Raw genomic sequence first — 16,359 nt, 5'->3', positions numbered from 1 at the left:
CGCGGCCCGCAGGGCAGGGCGCGCGGGCGGCGCCGAGCGCCCGTCAGCGTGCCTCGAAGTGCCCGGAAAGGAGCGCCGTTGGCTGGAAGTGCCGCTGACGCGCGCACCACCGCCCACGTACGGTCGTAGCAGAAGCGGTCCACGCGACCACGCTCAGCACATCCGCCCCACCCGACGGTGCGCCACCGCGCGCCGTCCGCGCCGAGGCGTACCGACCGTACGCCGTCGCACGATTCGCGCCATCCCCCGTTCCGGTCCGCGTTCGCCTTCGCTTCCGCCTTCGATCCGCCGTTCGTCCCACCCGATCCGCCGTTCGTCCCGGTCCGCCGGACCCGGCCCGGGCCGAGCCGCCCGCCGGCCCGCCCCACCCGTCCCCGCACCATCCCGGTTCCACCCCCCGTCGGGCCGTCACGCGCGGCCCCCCGCCCTGGAGTCTGGAGTACGGATGTCCGCCGAGAACAGTGCGACCGGTGCCGGAACCGGCACCGTCCCGCTCATCCCGCTGCACTGCCTGCGCAGCCTGGAGCCCGGCCCGCCCCGGCTCGCCGCGCTGCCCACCGGCACGCCCGTCTGGCTGGTCAGCCGCCACGCGGACGTGCGGCAGGTGCTGACCGACCCGCGCCTGGGCCGCGCCCCGCTGTACGAGCCGGACGCGCCGCCGATCACCGCCATCCCCAACATCCTCGACGACCCGCAGGGCCTGCTGAACATCGACGGCACCGAGCACCAGCGGCTGCGCCGCACCGTGCAGCGGGCCTTCACCCCGCGCGCGATCGCCCGCTGGCGACCCTGGGTCGCCTCGGTGGTCGAGGCCCTGATCGACGAGCTGATCGACCACGGCTCCCCCGCCGACATCGTGGCCGGCTACACCCGGCCGCTACCGGTCCACGTGATCAGCCGGCTGATGGGGCTGGACAACCTGGACGGCAAGAAGCTCGCGCACTGGAGCGACCACGCGCTCTCCGCCACCGCCTACACGGCCGAGGAGATCGCCACCGCCATGGCCGAGTTCGCCGGCTTCGGCGCCGCCGTGATCGCCGAGCGCCGCGCCGACCCCGGCGAGGACCTGGTCAGCAGCCTGCTCGCGGCCGCCGCCGAGGACGGATCGATCACCGAGCGGCAGCTGGTCACGCTGGTCATCGGCCTCGTCGTGGCCGGCCACGAGACCACCATGACCAGCCTTGGCAACGCGCTCGTCTACCTGCTCGCCGACGGCCGCGAGGCCTGGCAGCGGCTCGCCGCCGACGAGGCCAGCGCGACCGCCGCGACCGAGCAGATCCTGCGCGCCGTCCCGCTCGGCGACGCCAAGCACCTGCCCGGCCTGCTGCGCCGCACCATCGAGGACGTCGAGATCGGCGGGGTGGTCATCCCGGCCGGCAGCGTCGTCGCCGCCGACACCGGCGCCGCCAACCACGACCCGTCGGTCTTCACCGGGGACCTGCTCACCGAGCTGTTCTCCCCGCTGGCCGCGCCGATGCTGACCTTCGGGGCCGGGCCGCACCACTGCCTGGGCGCCTGGCTGGCCCGGATGGAGCTCGAACTCGCCCTGCACCGCCTGGCCCGCCGGCTGCCCTCGCTGCGCCTGACCGGGCCCGTCGAGGAGATCGACTGGCGGAAGGGCCTGCTCACCCGCAGCCCCGAGACCCTCCAGGTCGCCTGGTGACGGCCACCCCGGGGACGGGCGCCGACGCGGTGGTCGTCCGGGTCGACCGGGACCGCTGCATCGGCTCCGGGATGTGCGCCCTGAGCGCCCCCGGCTCGCTGGCACTCGGCGCCGACGGGCTGGCCGAGCCGGTGGCCGACTACGCGGCCGACGGCGCCGAGCTGACGGAGGCACTGGCCGACGCGGTCGACTTCTGCCCGGTCGAGGCGCTGACCCTCTACTCGGCCGCGGGCGGCTACCGGATCGCCCCGCCGGAGTGACCGCGCCCCGGCGCCGCCTGCCGCACCACGGCCGGCGGCGCCGGGGGCATCCCTGGATCGATGAGCCAGGCTAATCGACGGATGAGCTCATCGATCTTGTTCCGCCCTCGGCGCGGCTGATGGGCTGGCTCCATGACCGACGCCGACACCCTCGCGCCCCCGACCGCCCCCGGCAGCCCGCCCCGCTGGGCACCGATCACCGCCGTGGCCCTCGCCACCTTCACCGTGGTCTCCGCCGAGATGATGCCCGTGGGGCTGCTGACCCCCGTCTCGAAGACCCTCGGCGTCTCCGACGGCGTCACCGGGCTCTCCCTGACCATCACCGGGCTCCTCGCCGCCGCCCTGTCCCCGTTCGTTCCCGCGCTCATCGGGCTCCGGGACCGCAAGCACGTGCTGGTCGCCTTCATGCTGCTGCTGTCGCTGGCCAACGCGCTCACCGCGCTCGCCCCCGACTACCCCGTGCTGGCCGCCGGCCGTGTCCTGCTCGGCCTCGCGATGGGCGTCGTGTGGGGCATCACCGCGGGGCTGGGCCCACGCCTCGCCGACGGGCCGCGGATCGCGCTCGCCACCACGCTGATCTTCTCCGGCGTCTCCATCGCCTCGGTGCTCGGCGTCCCCCTTGGCACCTACCTCGCGGCGCTGCTCGGCTGGCGCTCCGCGTTCTGGGCCCTCGCCCTGCTCGGCGCGGTGTCCGCCGCCGTCCTCGCCCGCACGCTCCCCGCCCTCCCCGTCCACGAGCGCGGCCGGCTCGACCGGATCGCGGACGCGCTGCGCAGCCGGGGAGTCGCCGCCGGACTCGCCGTCACGGCGCTGGTCGTGCTCGGCCACTTCACCGGCTACACGTACGTACGGCCGGTGCTCGAACTCGACGCGGGCCTCAGCAGCGGCGTCATCGCCGCCTGCCTGCTGGTCTACGGACTGGCCGGCGTCGCCGGGAACTTCACCCTCGGCCCGGCGGCCGGCCGGCGCCCCAAGGCGGCCGTGACCACCGCCCTCGCGGGCGTCGCGCTCGCCACCGCCCTCCTGCCGCTCCTCACCGGGAGCGTGGTGGCGGTGCTGATCGCGCTCGTCGTCTGGGGCGCCTCGTACGGCGGGGTCTCGATCTCCACCCAGACCTGGGTCCGGATCGCCGACCCCACCCGGATCGAGGCCTCGGCGGCGCTGTGGGCGGGCGTGTTCAACGCGAGCATCGCGCTGGGCTCGCTCGCCGGCGGCCTGGTCATCGACCGGGCCGGGACCCACGCCGTGCTCCTCACGGCGTCGCTGATCACGGCGGCCGGACTGCTGCTCGCCGCCGTCACGCGCCCACGGCGGTGAGCGCCCGCACGAAGGCCCCGGCCAGCGGGTGCGGCGGCCGCTCGCCCTGCACCACCAGCAGCGTGGACGGCTCCAGGCCCGGCACCGGCAGATAGCGGATGTCCGGCCGCTGGACGTACGCCGTGCTCGCCTCGCACAGCAGCAGCCCCAGGCGGGTGCTGGCCACCGTCGACAGCCCCTCCTGGAGCGTGGCCGCGCCCGCCGGGTAGGCCAGCTCCCGCCCGTCCGGCGTCCGCCGCGGGGCGTTCGCCCGGCGCCAGTAGTCCGGGGCGGGCCCACGCGGTTCGATCAGCGCCAGCCCGGCCAGTTCGTCCGCCGAGACGCTCGCGGCCCCGGCCAGGCGGTGCCCGGCGGAGAGGGCGACGTACATCGGCTGCCGCGAGAACTCCAGCAGCACCCGCAGGCCGTCCTCCCGGCACGGGGACAGCACGATGGCCAGGTCGACCTCGCCCCGGCCCAGGTAGGAGAACGGATCGCCCCAGGACAGTTCGACGAGCTGGGCCGCCCCCTCCGCAAGGCCCGCGATCGCCCTGGCCACCGGCTCGTACACGGCGCACTGGAACCCCAGGCGCAGCGGCCGGTCCGTCGAGGCGGCCCGGGCGCGGGCCGCCTCGAAGCCCTCCCGGAGCCGGTCGACGGCGGGCACCACCTGCTCGGCCAGCTCACGCCCCAGCCCGGTCAACTCGACCCGCCGGCTGGTGCGTTCGAACACCGGGGCGCCGACCCGGCCCTCCAGCCGCTTGATCAGCTGGGAGACCCGGCCCTGCGAGACGCCCAGGAGCTGCGCCGTCCGCCCGAAGTGCAACTGGCGCACCAGGACGGAGAAGCACTCCAGTTCCTGGAGCGGCAGCTCCGGGAGCACGGGGCCTGGCGTCGTCCGATCCACCCCGGCAGTCTAGGTGTTCCGACCTGTGAGGTCGGGAACGCCGCAGGCCAGTGCCGCGCGCAGCTCGGCGGCCGGGTCGCCCGCGTGGTACGGGCGTTCGCTCTCCTCGATGTGGTCCAGGAACTCCTGGTAGCGCAGCGCGTAGGACAGGTGGTACAGCGGCTCGACCAGCTCCAGCGCGCGCCACGGCCGGGATCCGGGCGCGTGCTCGCTCCAGGCCTTCAGCCAGACCTCGACGAGGTGCTGCCAGCGCTCCGGCGCGAGGTAGGCGCGCGGGCGCAGCCCGTCCAGGGCGGGGTGGCCGAGGCAGGAGTCGGCGTAGTCGACGACCACCGGACGCTCGCCGTCGGAGCGCCAGTTGCCGGGGTGGAAGTCGCCGTGCACCAGGGTCTCGGGGAGGCCGCAGGCCGCCAACTCCTCCAGCAGCGCGGGCAGTTCGGCGACCAGTCGGCGGACGTCGGCCAGTTCCCCGGGCGTCAGGTCGGTCTCGCCGGGGAGCCGGTCGAGCAGCGCCTGCGCCTGGGCGAGCAGGGCGCGGGGCGTCCGGTCGCGAAGCCCGGCCTTCGCCGCTCGCCCGTCGGCGGCCAGCGCCGCCTGGGCGGCGACCAGCCGGGGCACCACCTCCTCGACGGTGTCGAGGGACGGCGACCAGCAGTCCTCGCCGGGCACGTGGTCCAGCAGCAGCCGCCCGCCCGCCGGGTCGGCGGCCAGCACCGGCGGCACGAGGCCCGGGTCGACGCCGCCGAGCAGCGCGATCACCTCGCCCTCCCGGGCGTTGAAGGCGGGCGTCGTGGTCTTCAGCCAGGCGTCACGGCCGGTGGCCGTCGGGAGGCGGAGGAGGCCCGACAGGTTCCAGGTCCGGATCTGCCGCGCCGGGCCGGCGACCGGACGGCCCGCCCCGGCCAGCTCCGCCTCCGCCCAGGCCAGCGCCTCCCCCAGCCCGGCCGGCGTGGCCCAGGCCGCGCGGCGCTCGGCGGGGCCGAGCAGCGCGGCCGTCCCGGCGTCCAGCGGCCGGGCCTCGACGGCCGTCGGCCGCTCCAGCGCCTCGGCGTGGTACCACACCTGCCCACCGTGCCCGCCGCGCCCGCCCTGCTCGCCCCGCCCCTCCACCAGCCGCAGCACCAGCACCGGCACCCCGGCGAGTTCGGCCGTCCGCGCCCCCACCCCGTCCACCGACGACCACCACCCGCCCGCCGCCTGGAACGGGCCCACGGGGCCGAAGTACTCGGCCCCGTGGGTGAGATGGACCGTGACGGTGCGTTCGCTCGCTCGCTGCATCCGGGCAGCTTCGCCCACCCGGGCCCGGTATGCGAGCGAATTTCCGGACGCCTCGGGCCGGGACCGGGCCGATCGCGTTCGCGCTACGGGATCGCCACCGCCGCGCCGGACACCCGGATCCGGCTGTCCGCCGTCCGCAGTTCCACGTGGAGCACGCCCGGGCGGCCCAGGTCCTCGCCCTGGTGGAGGGTCAGCACCGCCGGGGCCGCCGCCGCGCCCTGCTCCCGCAGGTAGGCGCCGAAGGCGGCCGCGGCGGCGCCGGTGGCCGGGTCCTCGACGACGCCGCCGACCGGGAAGGGGTTGCGGACGTGGAAGACGTCCGCGGCCTCGCGCCAGACGAGTTGGAGGGTCACCAGGTCGCGGGCCCGGGTGTAGGCGGCGAGGCCGTCGAAGTCGTAGTCGAGGCGGGCCAGGCGGTCACGGGTGGCGGCGGCGAGGACGAGGTGGCGGGCGCCGGCGTAGGCGATCCGGGGCGGCAGGGTCGGGTCCAGGTCGGTGCGGGCCCAGCCGAGCAGGGCGAGGACTTCGTCGACGTCGGCCTCGGTCACGTCCTCCACCTGCGGCTCGACACTGGTCAGGGTGGCGCGCAGCACGCCCTCCGCGTCCTGGTCGACCTGGACGGGGACTTCGCCCGCGGCCGTCGTGAAGACGTACTGCCCGGGGCCGGTGCGGGCGGCGAGCGCGACGGCGGAGGCGACCGTGGCGTGGCCGCAGAACGGCACCTCGGTGAGCGGGCTGAAGTACCGGACTCCGTAGGCGCCTTCGGTCGCTCCCGCGGTCAGGAAGGCCGTCTCGGAGTAGCCGAGCTCGGCGGCGATGGCGAGCATCCGCTCGTCGGTCAGGCCTGCGGCGTCGAGTACGACGCCCGCCGGGTTGCCGCCCTCGGGGCGGGTGGTGAAGGCGGCGTAGCGCAGGATGCGGGGTGAGGCGTCGTCGGTCATGCCCGGACGAACGCGTTCCGCTCCCCCGCTGTTCCCGCTCACCCGTCGCCGGTCCGCCGCTCCGCCGGTCACCACGACACCGGTCACCGCAGCAACGCCTCCAGGAAGTCCGAGCCGAGCCGGGCGCTGCCGGACAGGTCGAGCTGGTAGAGCATGTACCGCCCGCGCCGCTGGGTGCTGAGCAGCCCCGCCTTGCGCAGGACGGCCAGGTGCCGGGACACCTCCGGCGCGCTGAGCTGCCAGGTGGAGGCGAGTTCGCCGGTGGTGTGCGCGCCGCGGGCCATGGTGCGGGCCAGACGCAGCCGGACGGGGTGGGCGAGGGCTTCCAGCCGCTGCTGGACGAGGGCCAGCGAGACGGGTTCGGGGATGCCCGCCTCGGCGACGGGGTACTGGAGGACGGGACGCCAGCCGGGGGTGTACACCACCACGAGGTGGGGCCGGCCGAAGGCGGTGGGGATGAGGGTGACGCCGCCGCCCTCGGTGCCGCTGGTGGCGTTGTCCTGGAGCTTGTCGATGACGATCCGCCGCCGCCCGTCGGCGCTCTGGTCGAGGGTGACGGAGGGTGAGACCGCGGCCAGCGCCTCGGCGGGGCCGCGCCGGGCCAGCAGATCGGCCTTGCGCCGGGCGTCGGCGGCGAGGGCGGGCAGGACGCGCTGCCAGGCGTCGGCGAAGAACGCGGACTCGCAGTCCTCCAGCATCCGCCGGACGAGGGCCCGCACGGCGGGCGGGTCGGCGAGCAGCCGGTCCGCGAAGGCGGCCTGCCGGGGGCCCCGGGCGAGCGCGAGTTCGCGGGCCCGTTCGTTGGCCACCGGGTCGGTGAGCGGGGAGGGCGCCCGGCGGGCCGGCCGGGAGGCGCCGCAGGTGGTGACGAGGGCGGCGGCGACGTACAGCTCGTCGTCCATCCGGTCGACGGCGTCGAGCTCGGCGGCCAGGGTGGCGCCGGGCAGGCCGGGGACGAGGAAGTCGGCACGGGAGGAGCGCCAGAGGAAGTCGGCCTCCAGCAGCCGCTCGGACAGCTCCGGCGGGATCGTCGCGGCGGTGCTGGACGCCCAGCCGTGCAGCGCGGGGTGGTGCGCGGGCTCGGCGAGGACGTCCAGCATCGCGGTCAGCTCGCCCAGCGGGGACGGTGTGAAGAGCAGGCGCTCGTCCGGCAGGCCGGTGATGTCGATGGTCACGCTCATGCGCCCGCCGTGCTCCTCCCGGCAGGGGCGTTCGCCCACCCGCGCCTCTCGATGATCGGTTCGCTCACGACGGCGATCCTGCCACCCGCCCGGATCCGCTCCCGCGTCGATTGACGGTTAGCGTCAATCGACGTGCCCGGCGGGCCGGGCAGGGCGGACGGTACCGGCCATGAGCCTGATCCAGGAGAAGTCCGTCCATGACCACGCCGCCGTCCGCGACGGCGTGCCGCCGGCCCCGCCGATCGGTGCGAGCCGCGGGGGCCCGTCCACGCTGCTGCGGCTGCTGACCGCAGCGGGCGGGCCCCGGTACGCGGCCGCGCTGGTGGTGGACGCGGTGGGCTCCGGCCTGCTGCGGCCGTTCCTGCTGCTGTACGGGATCGGGGTGCTGCACCTGGGCGCGGCGGCGGCGGGGCTGACGATGTCGGCGGGGATGGTGGCGGGCCTGCTGGTGGTGCCGCTGACCGGCCGGTGGATCGACCGCGGCGCCCGGACCCTGCCGGCGGCGGCCACGTTGGCGGTGCGGGCGGCGGGCGCGCTGGCGCTGCTGGTCTCGGACGGCCTGCCGGGGTTCGTGGCGGCGTCGGTGCTGATCGGGGTGGGCAGCCAGTCCTGGCCGACCACGCACGCGGCGGTGGTCAGCACGCTGACCGAGGGCCGCCTGCGGGACGCCGCGCTGGCGGCCGGGCGGTCGCTGCGCAACGCGGGACTGGGCGCGGGGGCGCTGCTGGCCACGCTGGTGGTGACCGGCGGGGCGGGCGCGATCCGGGTGCTGGCCGGGGTGACGGGCGCGGCCTGCCTGGCCGCCGCCGCGCTGGTGCTGTCGCTGCGGGTGCGCGCGCCGCAGCGGGCCGCCGACCGGGCGGTGGACGTGCGGGAGCAGGGCGAGTCGCTGCGGCGGATCAGCCTGCTGAGCCTCGCCAACCTGCCGTACGCGTTCTGCTTCGACGTGCTGGAGGTGGCGCTGCCGGCGCTGCTGGTGCTGCACCTGCACGCCTCCCCGGCGTGGTCGTCGGGCGTGTTCGTGGGCAACACGGTGCTGGTGATCGCGCTGCAGCTGGTGCTGGTGCTGCGGCTCGCGGACCGTTCGCGGCGGGCGGTGCTGGCCGCCTCGGGGGTGACGCTGGCCCTGGCCTACCTGGGGTACTGGGCGGTCGGGTCGCTGGGCGGCACGGCGGGCGCGGCGGGCGTCGCGGCGGTCTCGGTGGTGTTCACGCTGGGCGAGATCCTCTACACCGGTGCGGGGACGGCCCTGGTGACGGCCGCCGCCCCGCCGCACCTGCTGGGGCGGGCGCTGGCGCGCTGGGAGCTGTCCTCGGGCGTGGGCCGGGCGGCGGCGCCGGCGGCGCTGATGGCGCTGCTCGCGGCCGGTCCGGGGGTGCTGTGGCCGGTGCTGGCCGGGGCGACCCTGCTGGGGGCGCTCGCGGTGCTGCGACTGGCCCCGAGGACCTGACGCCCACGGCGCGGGTCGGATCGGGCCCGGCCCCGCCCCTCCTCCGGATGCGGAGCGCACCCGCAAGGCCGATGCTGGCCGCGAGGCGTGCCCGGCAGCAGGAAGGACAACAGACCCATGAGTGCTCTCGACTTCGAGATCATCGACAGCCCCGACAGCTCGCTCAACAAGACCTCCGTCCTGGTCACCGGCCCGAAGGACGCCCTGCTGGTGGACGCCGGGTTCACCCGCTCCGACGGCCGCCGGCTGGTGGAGCGGATCCGCGCCGCCGGCAAGCGGCTGGCCGCGGTCTTCGTCAGCCACGGGGACCCGGACTTCTACTTCGGCGCCCAGGAGGTCCAGGACGCCTTCCCCCAGGCACGGTTCCTGGCCACCGCCTCCACCGTCGAGCACATCCAGGAGACGTTCGAGGGCAAGCTCAAGGCCTGGGCCCACCTCGGCCCGGAGCTGCCCACCCGGCTGGTCCGGCCCGAGCTGCTGCACGGGGACGAACTCGTCTTCGAGGGGCACCGGTTCGAGCTGCGCGGCGCCGACTTCCACCTGCCCGACCGGCACTACCTCTGGCAGCACCACCACCGCGCCGTGCTCGGCGGCGTGCTGCTCTTCGAGGGCCTGCACGTGTGGACGGCCGACACCCCCGAACCGGCCCAACGCGCCGCCTGGATCGACCTGTTGGACGGGATCGAGGCACTCGAACCGGAGTTCGTCGCGGCCGGCCACCGCACCGCCGGCGCGGCCACCGACCTCACCTCCGTCCGTCACACCCGGGACTACCTGCGCGCCTTCGAGACCGAGATCGGCCGGGCCCCGGACGCGACCGCCGCGAAGGAGGCGCTGGAACGGCGCTTCCCCGACCTGGGGCTGAAGATCGCCGTCGACCTCGGCACCAAGGTCGCCATGGGCGAGATGGCCTGGGGCTGAGCGACGATGATCGAGATCCCGAGGGACACCGCCTCGTTCGCCGAGTCCTCCGCCCCGGCCGACGTGGTCCGCCGCCAGTACCTGGCCTCCGCCCACGGCGACCTGGCCGCGCTGCGCGCCACGCTCGCCGACGACGTGGAGTGGACCGAGATGGCCGGCTTCCCGCTGGCCGGCACCTACCGCACCCCGAAGGGCGTCACCGCCAACGTCATGGAGCGCCTGGCCGCCGCCTGGGAGAACTGGACGGCGCACGACGACACCTACGTGGTCGACGGCGAGAACGTGGTGGTGCTGGCCCGCTACACGGCCGTCCACAAGATCACCGGAAAGCCGCTCGCGGTGCGGGTCGCCCACCACTTCACGGTGCGCGGCGGCCGGATCGTCCGCTTCGAGCAGTTCGCCGACACCGCGCTGGTCCGGGAGGCCATGACCCCGTAGCGAATTCCTTGACCGCGCCCGTAGCGGTTCGCGTTCACCCGTAAGGGGGAGCATGGCGCGGCGCGCCCGGCACGCCCTCGACACGCCACCCGGACGGCGGCAGGCTGGCCCCTGATTCCGGCCGGAGAGCGAGGAGTTCAGCATGGGCACGGGCACGGCGGGAACGGCGGAGGACGGCGGGCGCGAGCGGCCGATCGTGATCGTCGGGGCGTCCCTGGGCGGCGCGAAGGCCGCCCAGGCGCTGCGCGAGGCCGGGTACCGGGGCGGCATCGTCCTGATCGGCGACGAACACGAGCGCCCGTACGAGCGGCCGCCGCTGTCGAAGGGGTACCTGCTCGGCAAGACGCCCCGGGAGAAGATCTACGTCCACCCGCCGCAGTGGTACGGGGAGCAGGACGTCACGCTGCGGCTGGGCACGGCGGTGGCCGCGATCGACCCGGCCGGGCACACCGTGACGCTCACCGACGACGGCCGGATCGAGTACGCCAAGCTGCTGCTCACCACCGGCTCGACCCCGCGCCGGCTGCCGGTGCCGGGCGCGGACCAGGACGGCGTGCTCTACCTGCGCCGGGTCGAGGACAGCGACCGGATCAAGGCCGTGCTGCGCCCGGGCGCGCGGGTCGCGGTGATCGGCGCGGGCTGGATCGGCCTGGAGGTGGCGGCCGCGGCCCGGGAGGCCGGCGCCGAGGTGACGGTGCTGGAGGCCGCCGAACTGCCGCTGCTGCGGGTGCTGGGCCGGGAGGTGGCGCAGGTCTTCGCCGATCTGCACCGCGACCACGGCGTCCAGCTGCGGTTCGGCGTCGAGGTCACCGAACTGACCGGCTCCGGCGGCGCGGTGAGCGGCGTGCGGCTGGGCGACGGCACGACGGTGCCGGCCGACGCGGTGGTGGTCGGCATCGGCATCACCCCGGCGACCGGCCTGGCCGAGGCCGCCGGGCTGGAGATCGACAACGGCGTCAAGACCGACCAGCAGCTGCGCACTTCCGACCCGGACGTCTACGCGGCCGGCGACGTCGCCAACGCCTACCACCCGCTGTTCGACACGCACCTGCGGGTCGAACACTGGGCCAACGCCGTCAACCAGCCGCAGACCGCCGCCCGCGCGATGCTCGGGCACCCGGACGCGGTGTACGACCGGATCCCGTACTTCTTCAGCGACCAGTACGACCTCGGCCTGGAGTACGTCGGCTACGTCGAACCGGACGGCTACGACCAGGTGGTGTTCCGGGGCGACCCGGCCACCCGCGAGTTCATCGCCTTCTGGCTGGCCGACGGCCGGGTGCTGGCGGGGATGAACGTCAACGTCTGGGACGTCACCGACCCGATCCGCGAACTGGTGCGCTCCAGGCGGGTGGTGGACCCGAAGGCGCTGGCCGACCCGGACACCCCGCTCGGCGACGTCTGACGTACGCGCGCTGCCCTGGGACCCCGCCACCCCTTTCCGGAGTGGCGGGGTCTCCTGGCCGACCGCTCCCTGATGAAGCTGTTGAAAGCACGCCCGGCCTGTACCAGTTCGACCTGATCGACACTTACCGGCGATCCGGGGTGAGTCGGGCAGTCAGAGCAGGATCTTCAAGAGGCTTCCAGGGATCCGGCCAATGGCTTCGGGTCAGGTCCGCTTGCGGCTCGCGATCTCGTCAGCGAGCTGCTGCACGTGGGCGGGGTCCGCGTCCCGGGCAAGGGCGACGTAGTGGTCCATGACGGCCGGCCGGTAGCGCACGGGGAACGTCTGTCCTGGGGCGAGTCGGGTGAGCTCGGTGATCGTGAGGCCTTCGTCCGCGATACCGCGGAACGAGATGCCGCCGGCGGTCTCCACGTCGAGCATCAGGACCACGCGTGGACTGCTGTTGACCTCCCGCCAGTCGACGAGAACGCCGAGCGCAAGCGCCCCCGTACGCAGTTCCGCGTTGCGCTTCCGTGCATCACTGCTCAGGAACGGGTTCGGGGCGACGCCCGGGAAGTCGGGCCCGACACCGAGCGATTCCCGACTCAGGTCGGGCCTGAGCTGCGCCATCAGATCGTTGAGCTTCTTCTGCGAACCGAACATCCTGGCCCTCCCTCACACCGGTGCCGGAATCTCGGCCTGGCGCTTCGTATTCACTGCGATGGTATGTCGCGGCCATTCCCGACCTCCGGCGCATCGCCCCGTCCCGATGGGGTCGCCGTCTGCGGTCGCGGAGGGACTCGGTCGGTGCACCTGCCTGTCGGACGAGCCACGTCCACACGCCGACAGGAGGACCAAGCCGTGATCGATACTGACCCCAACCGCGCGTCCCAGGCAAGACCGTACGGTGCCGCGATCCTGTGCGGAGCGGCCGTCACGCTGATCAACTTCTTCTGGACCGTCGGCCAGTGAACATCAACGCACAGAGCTCGACGATCCCGTCGTAGGCCACCCTGGTCTCATCCTGGTGTTTCAACACAGGCAGGAATCCAAGAGAGGATCTACCGCGACCACCGAGCCTCAGCGGTTCAAGTCTTCGTACAGCGACAACGGCGGCGCTTGCGTAGAGGTGGCCGCCAACGTCCCCGGTGTTGTCCCCGTCCGCGACTCGAAGGACCCCGAGGGCCCGGCCCTCGCCTTCTCCCCCGATGGCTTCGCGGCCTTCGTTGCCGCCGTCCGTACCGGCGAGTTCGGCGACGTCTGACGTACGCGCGATGCCCTGAGGGCCCCGTCACCCCTTTTTCCGGAGTGGCGGGGCTCCGCCGTGAACTGGGCGGGTTCCAGGCGTCAGGAGTCCCTGCGGTCGGCAATACTGGGGTGTCCGGGGGCGATTCGGACAGGGAGGCGCGGTGGGCGGGACGGCCGGATTCGCCGTGGTGGTGTTCGGCGGCCTGGGCGGCGTGGTCGCCTACCTCGCCGGGGTGGTCGGCCTACGCGACCTCCGGCGGCTGCGCCGGGTCGGCGTCCCGGCCCTGGCCCTGGTGCGCGCCCGCGTCCCCGCCCCGGAGGACCGCGCGCTGCCGCCGCGCCCGCTGCTGCAGTTCGAGACCGAGGACGGCCGGGTGGTGGAGGTCTTCTCCCCCGTCCCGTCCACCCCGCGCCACCCGCTGCCGGACGGCGGCCACGTGCAGGTCCGCTACGACCCGGCCGACCCCCGGCAGGTCCTGGTGGAAGGCCGCGAGCGCAGACCCCTGGAGTACGGCTTCGTGGCGCTCGGGCTGCTGATGGTGCTGGCCGCGATCACACTGGCGGTCGCCGTCCTGTGAGGCTGCCCGCCTGAATCGTCTTCGAGAACGAGGCCGGGTTCGCGATGACGCCGCCGCGCGCCCGCACCTGGGGCCAGCGCGGACACACACACCCGTCGTCCGCGTCCGGGGACGCTCCCGCCGCCGGATCTCGGCGGCGCGCCTTCGTGCCGCGCGCGGCGTGGTCGAGCCGATTCCGCGGCACCGCCGAAACACCGGCGCTCCGGCGGTTCGACCACGGTATTCCGGCGCTCCGGCGCCGGCCGGAACAGCCGGGGCGAATATGACGCGCAGTCATCGGAAAGTCACGCATTTTCATGGTCGGCGCACACCGGCGATATTCGAGGCCCGATTCCCACGGACGGATCTCCGTAGCCGGTTCGTCACGTCCCGCATTCGCTCCGCCCGGAATTCCACGCGCGACACGCGGCCCGCGCGGGCCCTCCGGGCGGGCCTTCGGGCAGTCCTTCAGGCAGGGCTTCCGCGCAGGCCTTCCGGACGGGGCGCGGACACCCTGGCCGTCGGCCGCCTCGGCTAGACGTCGAGAGCGGCCTCGATGCGCTTGAGACCGTGCCGGGCGAGCGCGAGGTTGGCGCGCGAGCGGTCCAGCGCCAGGTAGAGGAAGAGCGAGCCGTGACTGCGGGTCAGCGGGCGGATCAGGTGGTACTGGGTGCCGAGGGTGATCAGGATGTCCTCGATGACATCGTCGATCGACAGCGCGGCCAAGGCGCGTATCTTCGCACGAACGACCTCGGTGTTGGCGGCGGCCGCAATCTCCAGGTCGAGCTGCTGCCCCCCGCCGAGGAACCCGAGCGACATGCCGCTATCGTAGTCGGCCACAGCCACTCCGATGGCCCCCTCGATGGCCATCGCGTCCTTGAGTGCGTCGTCAATGTTCATGCGCTGTTCGTCCTTTGCGTGACTTCCGGGCAGAACTCCCGTGTGCAGGAACAAAATAGCAAGAAGTCACCGGTTGTGGTCGCCTCGTGAAAATGATGGAATAAAGTACGCTACCGGGGTTCAGAACGTGAAGGGGTACTGGTGCGCGCACTCGAAGCTTCCCTCTCCGATGTGCTCGGCTCCCCCGGAGTGGTCGGTGCCGCGCTCGTCGACGCCGTCACAGGTCTCAGCTACCAGTCCGCCGGGGACCACCGGCTGCTCGGGACCGGGGCCGAACTCGCCGAGCTGACCAACCTGATCGGCGAGCGGCTGTACGAGGCAGGGGCGGAGAGCGAGTTGGAGAGCCTGGTGGTCACCAGCACCCGCCATCACCAGGTCGTCCAGGTGGTGTCCCGGAAGGGCGACCCCCTGCTGCTGGCCACCGTGCTGGACCGGGAACGGACCAACCTGGCGCTGGCCGTCCGCCAGACCGCCGACCGCGCGCAGGACTTGCTGGCATGACCGACCCGTCCCACGACACGGCGCCGCCCGCCATCCCCGCAGCTCCCACGACGCCGGCTCCGCCCACCGCGCGCAACGTGCCCGCGCTGCTGCTCGCGCTGCGCCGGACGGAGTTCACCGGCTCGGTCACCGTCTCCAGCGCACCGGGCGGCACGATCCACCTGGAGCAGGGTCTGGTCACCGCGATCGAGACCCCCGGGGCCCCGACCGCCGCGACCCTGCTGCTGAAGTCCCGGCGCGTCGGCGAGGAGGAGTGGGCGTCCGCCGAGGTGGCCGCGTCCGTCGGCCGACCGACCGACGCTCCCCCGACCTGGGGCGGCGACCTCGGCGCGGCCCTGGTGGCTCAGGGGTCGATCGGCGCCGCCGAGCTCGAAGCCGTCTGCGCCGCCGCCGCCTTCGACGGGGCCTTCGCCCTGGTGCTGAGCCCGCCCGGCAGTTGGGAGACGGCCGAGGCTGCGCCGCCTGCCAGGATCGCGCTGCGCCCGGGCATCGAGCCGGAGCGGCTCTTCACGGAGACCGCCCGGCGGACAGCCCTGCTGACCCGCCTCTGGGGACCGCCCGGCGAACTGGCCCGCATCCGGATCCGTCCTGCCGCCCGGGCCGAATCCGGCGCGCTGCGGATCCCGGTCCGCTACCGGGAGATCCTGGCCGCCGCCACCGGCCGCCGCACCGCGCGCGACCTCGGCTTCGCCCTGGGACGCGGTGTGTTCGCGGTACTCCTCGACGTCGTACGGATGGACGCCCGGCACCTGCTCCACCGGGAACCGGCGCACCCGGCTCCCCTGGCACCGAGCGTGGCCCCGCGCATAGCGACGAGCGAACCGCCGCCGGCCGACACCGGGCCGCTGCCGCGCCGCGTCCGCAGCGGACGCGGCGCGGGTGGTCCGGGCGGCCCCGGCGGCCGGCCCGCCCGATCCGAGGGAGCGGCGGCGGCTTCCGACGGCCCACCGAACGCACACCGCGCCGAGCACACCGCGCGTACCGAGACGACCGAGCAGAGTGAGAAGAGCGCACCATGAGCAGCCAGACACCGACCGCCGTACTGGTCGACGAGTTGAAGTCCCTCCGCGACCGGGTCATGGGCATCTCGGAGAGTGTCATCTCCACCACCGACGGCCTGTTGGTGGCCGCCGACACGGCCGCCGTCCACCCCGAGTCGGCCGCCGCCCTGTCGGCCGCCATGCTCGGCCTCGGCCGGCGCACCGCGGCCGAGGTCGGCGTGGGCGGCCTGCGTGACGTGGTCACCCGCTGCAACAGCGGCTACGTCGTGGTGCTGGCGATCGGGGAGCAGGCGCTGCTGATGATCCTGGGAGACGAGGGCCTCGACGTCGCCGGCCTGCACCGCGAGTCGCCCGCCACGGTCCGCCGCCTGAGCGAGCTGCTCGGGATGGTCCCCGCGGTCTAGGGCGTGTTTCATAATTCCCGCCGGGCGCG

18 protein-coding genes and 1 pseudogene are annotated in these 16,359 nt (G+C 74.4%); 13 read left to right on the top strand and 6 right to left on the bottom strand.

The window, feature by feature from the left end; translation table 11 throughout:
* Positions 1–445 precede the first annotated feature (445 nt).
* From AC07AL_RS14600 to AC07AL_RS14590, 3 genes are all read left to right on the top strand, one after another.
* On the top strand, positions 446–1,663 hold the full coding sequence (locus tag AC07AL_RS14600; protein WP_363587545.1) for a cytochrome P450: 1,218 nt from the start codon (positions 446–448) through the stop codon (positions 1,661–1,663).
* Complete coding sequence (locus tag AC07AL_RS14595) at positions 1,660–1,923, top strand: ferredoxin (protein WP_363587543.1); 264 nt, start codon at positions 1,660–1,662, stop codon at positions 1,921–1,923. Before AC07AL_RS14600 ends, AC07AL_RS14595 begins: the two co-directional genes overlap by 4 nt.
* A 132-nt stretch (positions 1,924–2,055) precedes the next feature.
* Positions 2,056–3,240 carry an MFS transporter gene (locus tag AC07AL_RS14590; protein WP_478317589.1) on the top strand — a complete coding sequence of 395 codons (1,185 nt, stop codon included), beginning with the start codon at positions 2,056–2,058 and terminating at the stop codon, positions 3,238–3,240.
* On the opposite strand, the gene AC07AL_RS14585 is transcribed toward AC07AL_RS14590, so the two are convergent.
* The 4 genes from AC07AL_RS14585 to AC07AL_RS14570 all read right to left on the bottom strand — a co-directional run bounded on the left by AC07AL_RS14585 (position 3,221) and on the right by AC07AL_RS14570 (position 7,526).
* The gene (locus tag AC07AL_RS14585; RefSeq protein ID WP_478317588.1) at positions 3,221–4,126 is read right to left on the bottom strand and encodes a LysR family transcriptional regulator; all 906 of its coding nucleotides are present in this window, start codon (positions 4,124–4,126) and stop codon (positions 3,221–3,223) included. The two genes, AC07AL_RS14590 and AC07AL_RS14585, sit on opposite strands and share 20 nt — an antisense overlap.
* Before the next feature lie 9 nt (positions 4,127–4,135).
* A complete protein-coding gene (locus AC07AL_RS14580; protein WP_478317587.1) occupies positions 4,136–5,404 on the bottom strand; it encodes a phosphotransferase in 1,269 nt (422 codons plus the stop codon).
* 83 nt (positions 5,405–5,487) lie between these two features.
* The gene (locus AC07AL_RS14575; protein ID WP_363631950.1) at positions 5,488–6,345 is read right to left on the bottom strand and encodes a PhzF family phenazine biosynthesis protein; all 858 of its coding nucleotides are present in this window, start codon (positions 6,343–6,345) and stop codon (positions 5,488–5,490) included.
* An 83-nt stretch (positions 6,346–6,428) separates the two neighbouring features.
* On the bottom strand, positions 6,429–7,526 hold the full coding sequence (locus AC07AL_RS14570) for a DUF5937 family protein (protein WP_478317586.1): 1,098 nt from the start codon (positions 7,524–7,526) through the stop codon (positions 6,429–6,431).
* Positions 7,527–7,695: 169 nt separating this feature from the next.
* On the opposite strand from AC07AL_RS14570, the gene AC07AL_RS14565 reads away from it, so the two are divergent.
* The 4 genes from AC07AL_RS14565 to AC07AL_RS14550 all read left to right on the top strand — a co-directional run bounded on the left by AC07AL_RS14565 (position 7,696) and on the right by AC07AL_RS14550 (position 11,740).
* Positions 7,696–8,976: an MFS transporter gene (locus AC07AL_RS14565; protein WP_363587531.1), complete on the top strand. Its 1,281-nt coding sequence runs from the start codon at positions 7,696–7,698 to the stop codon at positions 8,974–8,976.
* 117 nt (positions 8,977–9,093) lie between these two features.
* Complete coding sequence (locus tag AC07AL_RS14560) at positions 9,094–9,897, top strand: MBL fold metallo-hydrolase (protein WP_363587529.1); 804 nt, start codon at positions 9,094–9,096, stop codon at positions 9,895–9,897.
* A 6-nt stretch (positions 9,898–9,903) separates the two neighbouring features.
* Entirely contained in the window at positions 9,904–10,335 is a 432-nt protein-coding gene (locus AC07AL_RS14555; RefSeq protein WP_363587527.1) for a nuclear transport factor 2 family protein, read from the top strand.
* A 142-nt stretch (positions 10,336–10,477) separates the two neighbouring features.
* Positions 10,478–11,740 (top strand): NAD(P)/FAD-dependent oxidoreductase, encoded by a 1,263-nt coding sequence (locus AC07AL_RS14550; RefSeq protein WP_478317585.1) that lies wholly within the window; start codon positions 10,478–10,480, stop codon positions 11,738–11,740.
* A 204-nt stretch (positions 11,741–11,944) separates the two neighbouring features.
* On the opposite strand, the gene AC07AL_RS14545 is transcribed toward AC07AL_RS14550, so the two are convergent.
* Complete coding sequence (locus tag AC07AL_RS14545) at positions 11,945–12,382, bottom strand: hypothetical protein (protein ID WP_363631946.1); 438 nt, start codon at positions 12,380–12,382, stop codon at positions 11,945–11,947.
* 364 nt (positions 12,383–12,746) lie between these two features.
* Between AC07AL_RS14545 and AC07AL_RS14540 the strand changes: the two genes are divergently transcribed.
* The 3 genes and pseudogenes from AC07AL_RS14540 to AC07AL_RS14530 all read left to right on the top strand — a co-directional run.
* Complete coding sequence (locus AC07AL_RS14540; protein ID WP_363631944.1) at positions 12,747–12,983, top strand: DUF397 domain-containing protein; 237 nt, start codon at positions 12,747–12,749, stop codon at positions 12,981–12,983.
* Between the two features lie 145 nt (positions 12,984–13,128).
* The gene (locus tag AC07AL_RS14535; protein WP_363587519.1) at positions 13,129–13,545 is read left to right on the top strand and encodes a DUF3592 domain-containing protein; all 417 of its coding nucleotides are present in this window, start codon (positions 13,129–13,131) and stop codon (positions 13,543–13,545) included.
* A gap of 14 nt (positions 13,546–13,559) precedes the next feature.
* A pseudogene (locus tag AC07AL_RS14530) lies at positions 13,560–13,690 on the top strand (IS630 family transposase); the annotation flags it as partial.
* Positions 13,691–14,058: 368 nt separating this feature from the next.
* Here AC07AL_RS14530 and AC07AL_RS14525 read toward each other — a convergent pair.
* Positions 14,059–14,424 (bottom strand): hypothetical protein, encoded by a 366-nt coding sequence (locus AC07AL_RS14525; protein WP_363587517.1) that lies wholly within the window; start codon positions 14,422–14,424, stop codon positions 14,059–14,061.
* Between the two features lie 141 nt (positions 14,425–14,565).
* On the opposite strand from AC07AL_RS14525, the gene AC07AL_RS14520 reads away from it, so the two are divergent.
* The 3 genes from AC07AL_RS14520 to AC07AL_RS14510 are packed head-to-tail and all read left to right on the top strand — an operon-like array spanning position 14,566 to position 16,330.
* Positions 14,566–14,925, top strand: coding sequence for a hypothetical protein (locus AC07AL_RS14520; protein WP_363587515.1), 360 nt, complete (start codon positions 14,566–14,568; stop codon positions 14,923–14,925).
* Positions 14,922–15,944: a DUF4388 domain-containing protein gene (locus tag AC07AL_RS14515; RefSeq protein ID WP_363587513.1), complete on the top strand. Its 1,023-nt coding sequence runs from the start codon at positions 14,922–14,924 to the stop codon at positions 15,942–15,944. Before AC07AL_RS14520 ends, AC07AL_RS14515 begins: the two co-directional genes overlap by 4 nt.
* Positions 15,941–16,330 carry a roadblock/LC7 domain-containing protein gene (locus AC07AL_RS14510; protein WP_063350516.1) on the top strand — a complete coding sequence of 130 codons (390 nt, stop codon included), beginning with the start codon at positions 15,941–15,943 and terminating at the stop codon, positions 16,328–16,330. The genes AC07AL_RS14515 and AC07AL_RS14510 overlap by 4 nt, the downstream gene beginning before the upstream one ends.
* Positions 16,331–16,359 lie beyond the last annotated feature (29 nt).

This window comes from Kitasatospora sp. NPDC043949 (genome assembly GCF_056435365.1).
This window is presented reverse-complemented; position numbering and strand designations above follow the sequence as displayed.

Coding starts and splice junctions, on each gene's coding strand:
- AC07AL_RS14600 (WP_363587545.1), top strand. CDS start 446: ATGTCCGCCGAGAACAGTGCGACCGGTGCCGGAACCGGCACCGTCCCG.
- AC07AL_RS14590 (WP_478317589.1), top strand. CDS start 2,056: ATGACCGACGCCGACACCCTCGCGCCCCCGACCGCCCCCGGCAGCCCG.
- AC07AL_RS14580 (WP_478317587.1), bottom strand. CDS start 5,404: ATGCAGCGAGCGAGCGAACGCACCGTCACGGTCCATCTCACCCACGGG.
- AC07AL_RS14575 (WP_363631950.1), bottom strand. CDS start 6,345: ATGACCGACGACGCCTCACCCCGCATCCTGCGCTACGCCGCCTTCACC.
- AC07AL_RS14570 (WP_478317586.1), bottom strand. CDS start 7,526: ATGAGCGTGACCATCGACATCACCGGCCTGCCGGACGAGCGCCTGCTC.
- AC07AL_RS14565 (WP_363587531.1), top strand. CDS start 7,696: ATGAGCCTGATCCAGGAGAAGTCCGTCCATGACCACGCCGCCGTCCGC.
- AC07AL_RS14560 (WP_363587529.1), top strand. CDS start 9,094: ATGAGTGCTCTCGACTTCGAGATCATCGACAGCCCCGACAGCTCGCTC.
- AC07AL_RS14555 (WP_363587527.1), top strand. CDS start 9,904: ATGATCGAGATCCCGAGGGACACCGCCTCGTTCGCCGAGTCCTCCGCC.
- AC07AL_RS14550 (WP_478317585.1), top strand. CDS start 10,478: ATGGGCACGGGCACGGCGGGAACGGCGGAGGACGGCGGGCGCGAGCGG.
- AC07AL_RS14545 (WP_363631946.1), bottom strand. CDS start 12,382: ATGTTCGGTTCGCAGAAGAAGCTCAACGATCTGATGGCGCAGCTCAGG.
- AC07AL_RS14525 (WP_363587517.1), bottom strand. CDS start 14,424: ATGAACATTGACGACGCACTCAAGGACGCGATGGCCATCGAGGGGGCC.
- AC07AL_RS14515 (WP_363587513.1), top strand. CDS start 14,922: ATGACCGACCCGTCCCACGACACGGCGCCGCCCGCCATCCCCGCAGCT.
- AC07AL_RS14510 (WP_063350516.1), top strand. CDS start 15,941: ATGAGCAGCCAGACACCGACCGCCGTACTGGTCGACGAGTTGAAGTCC.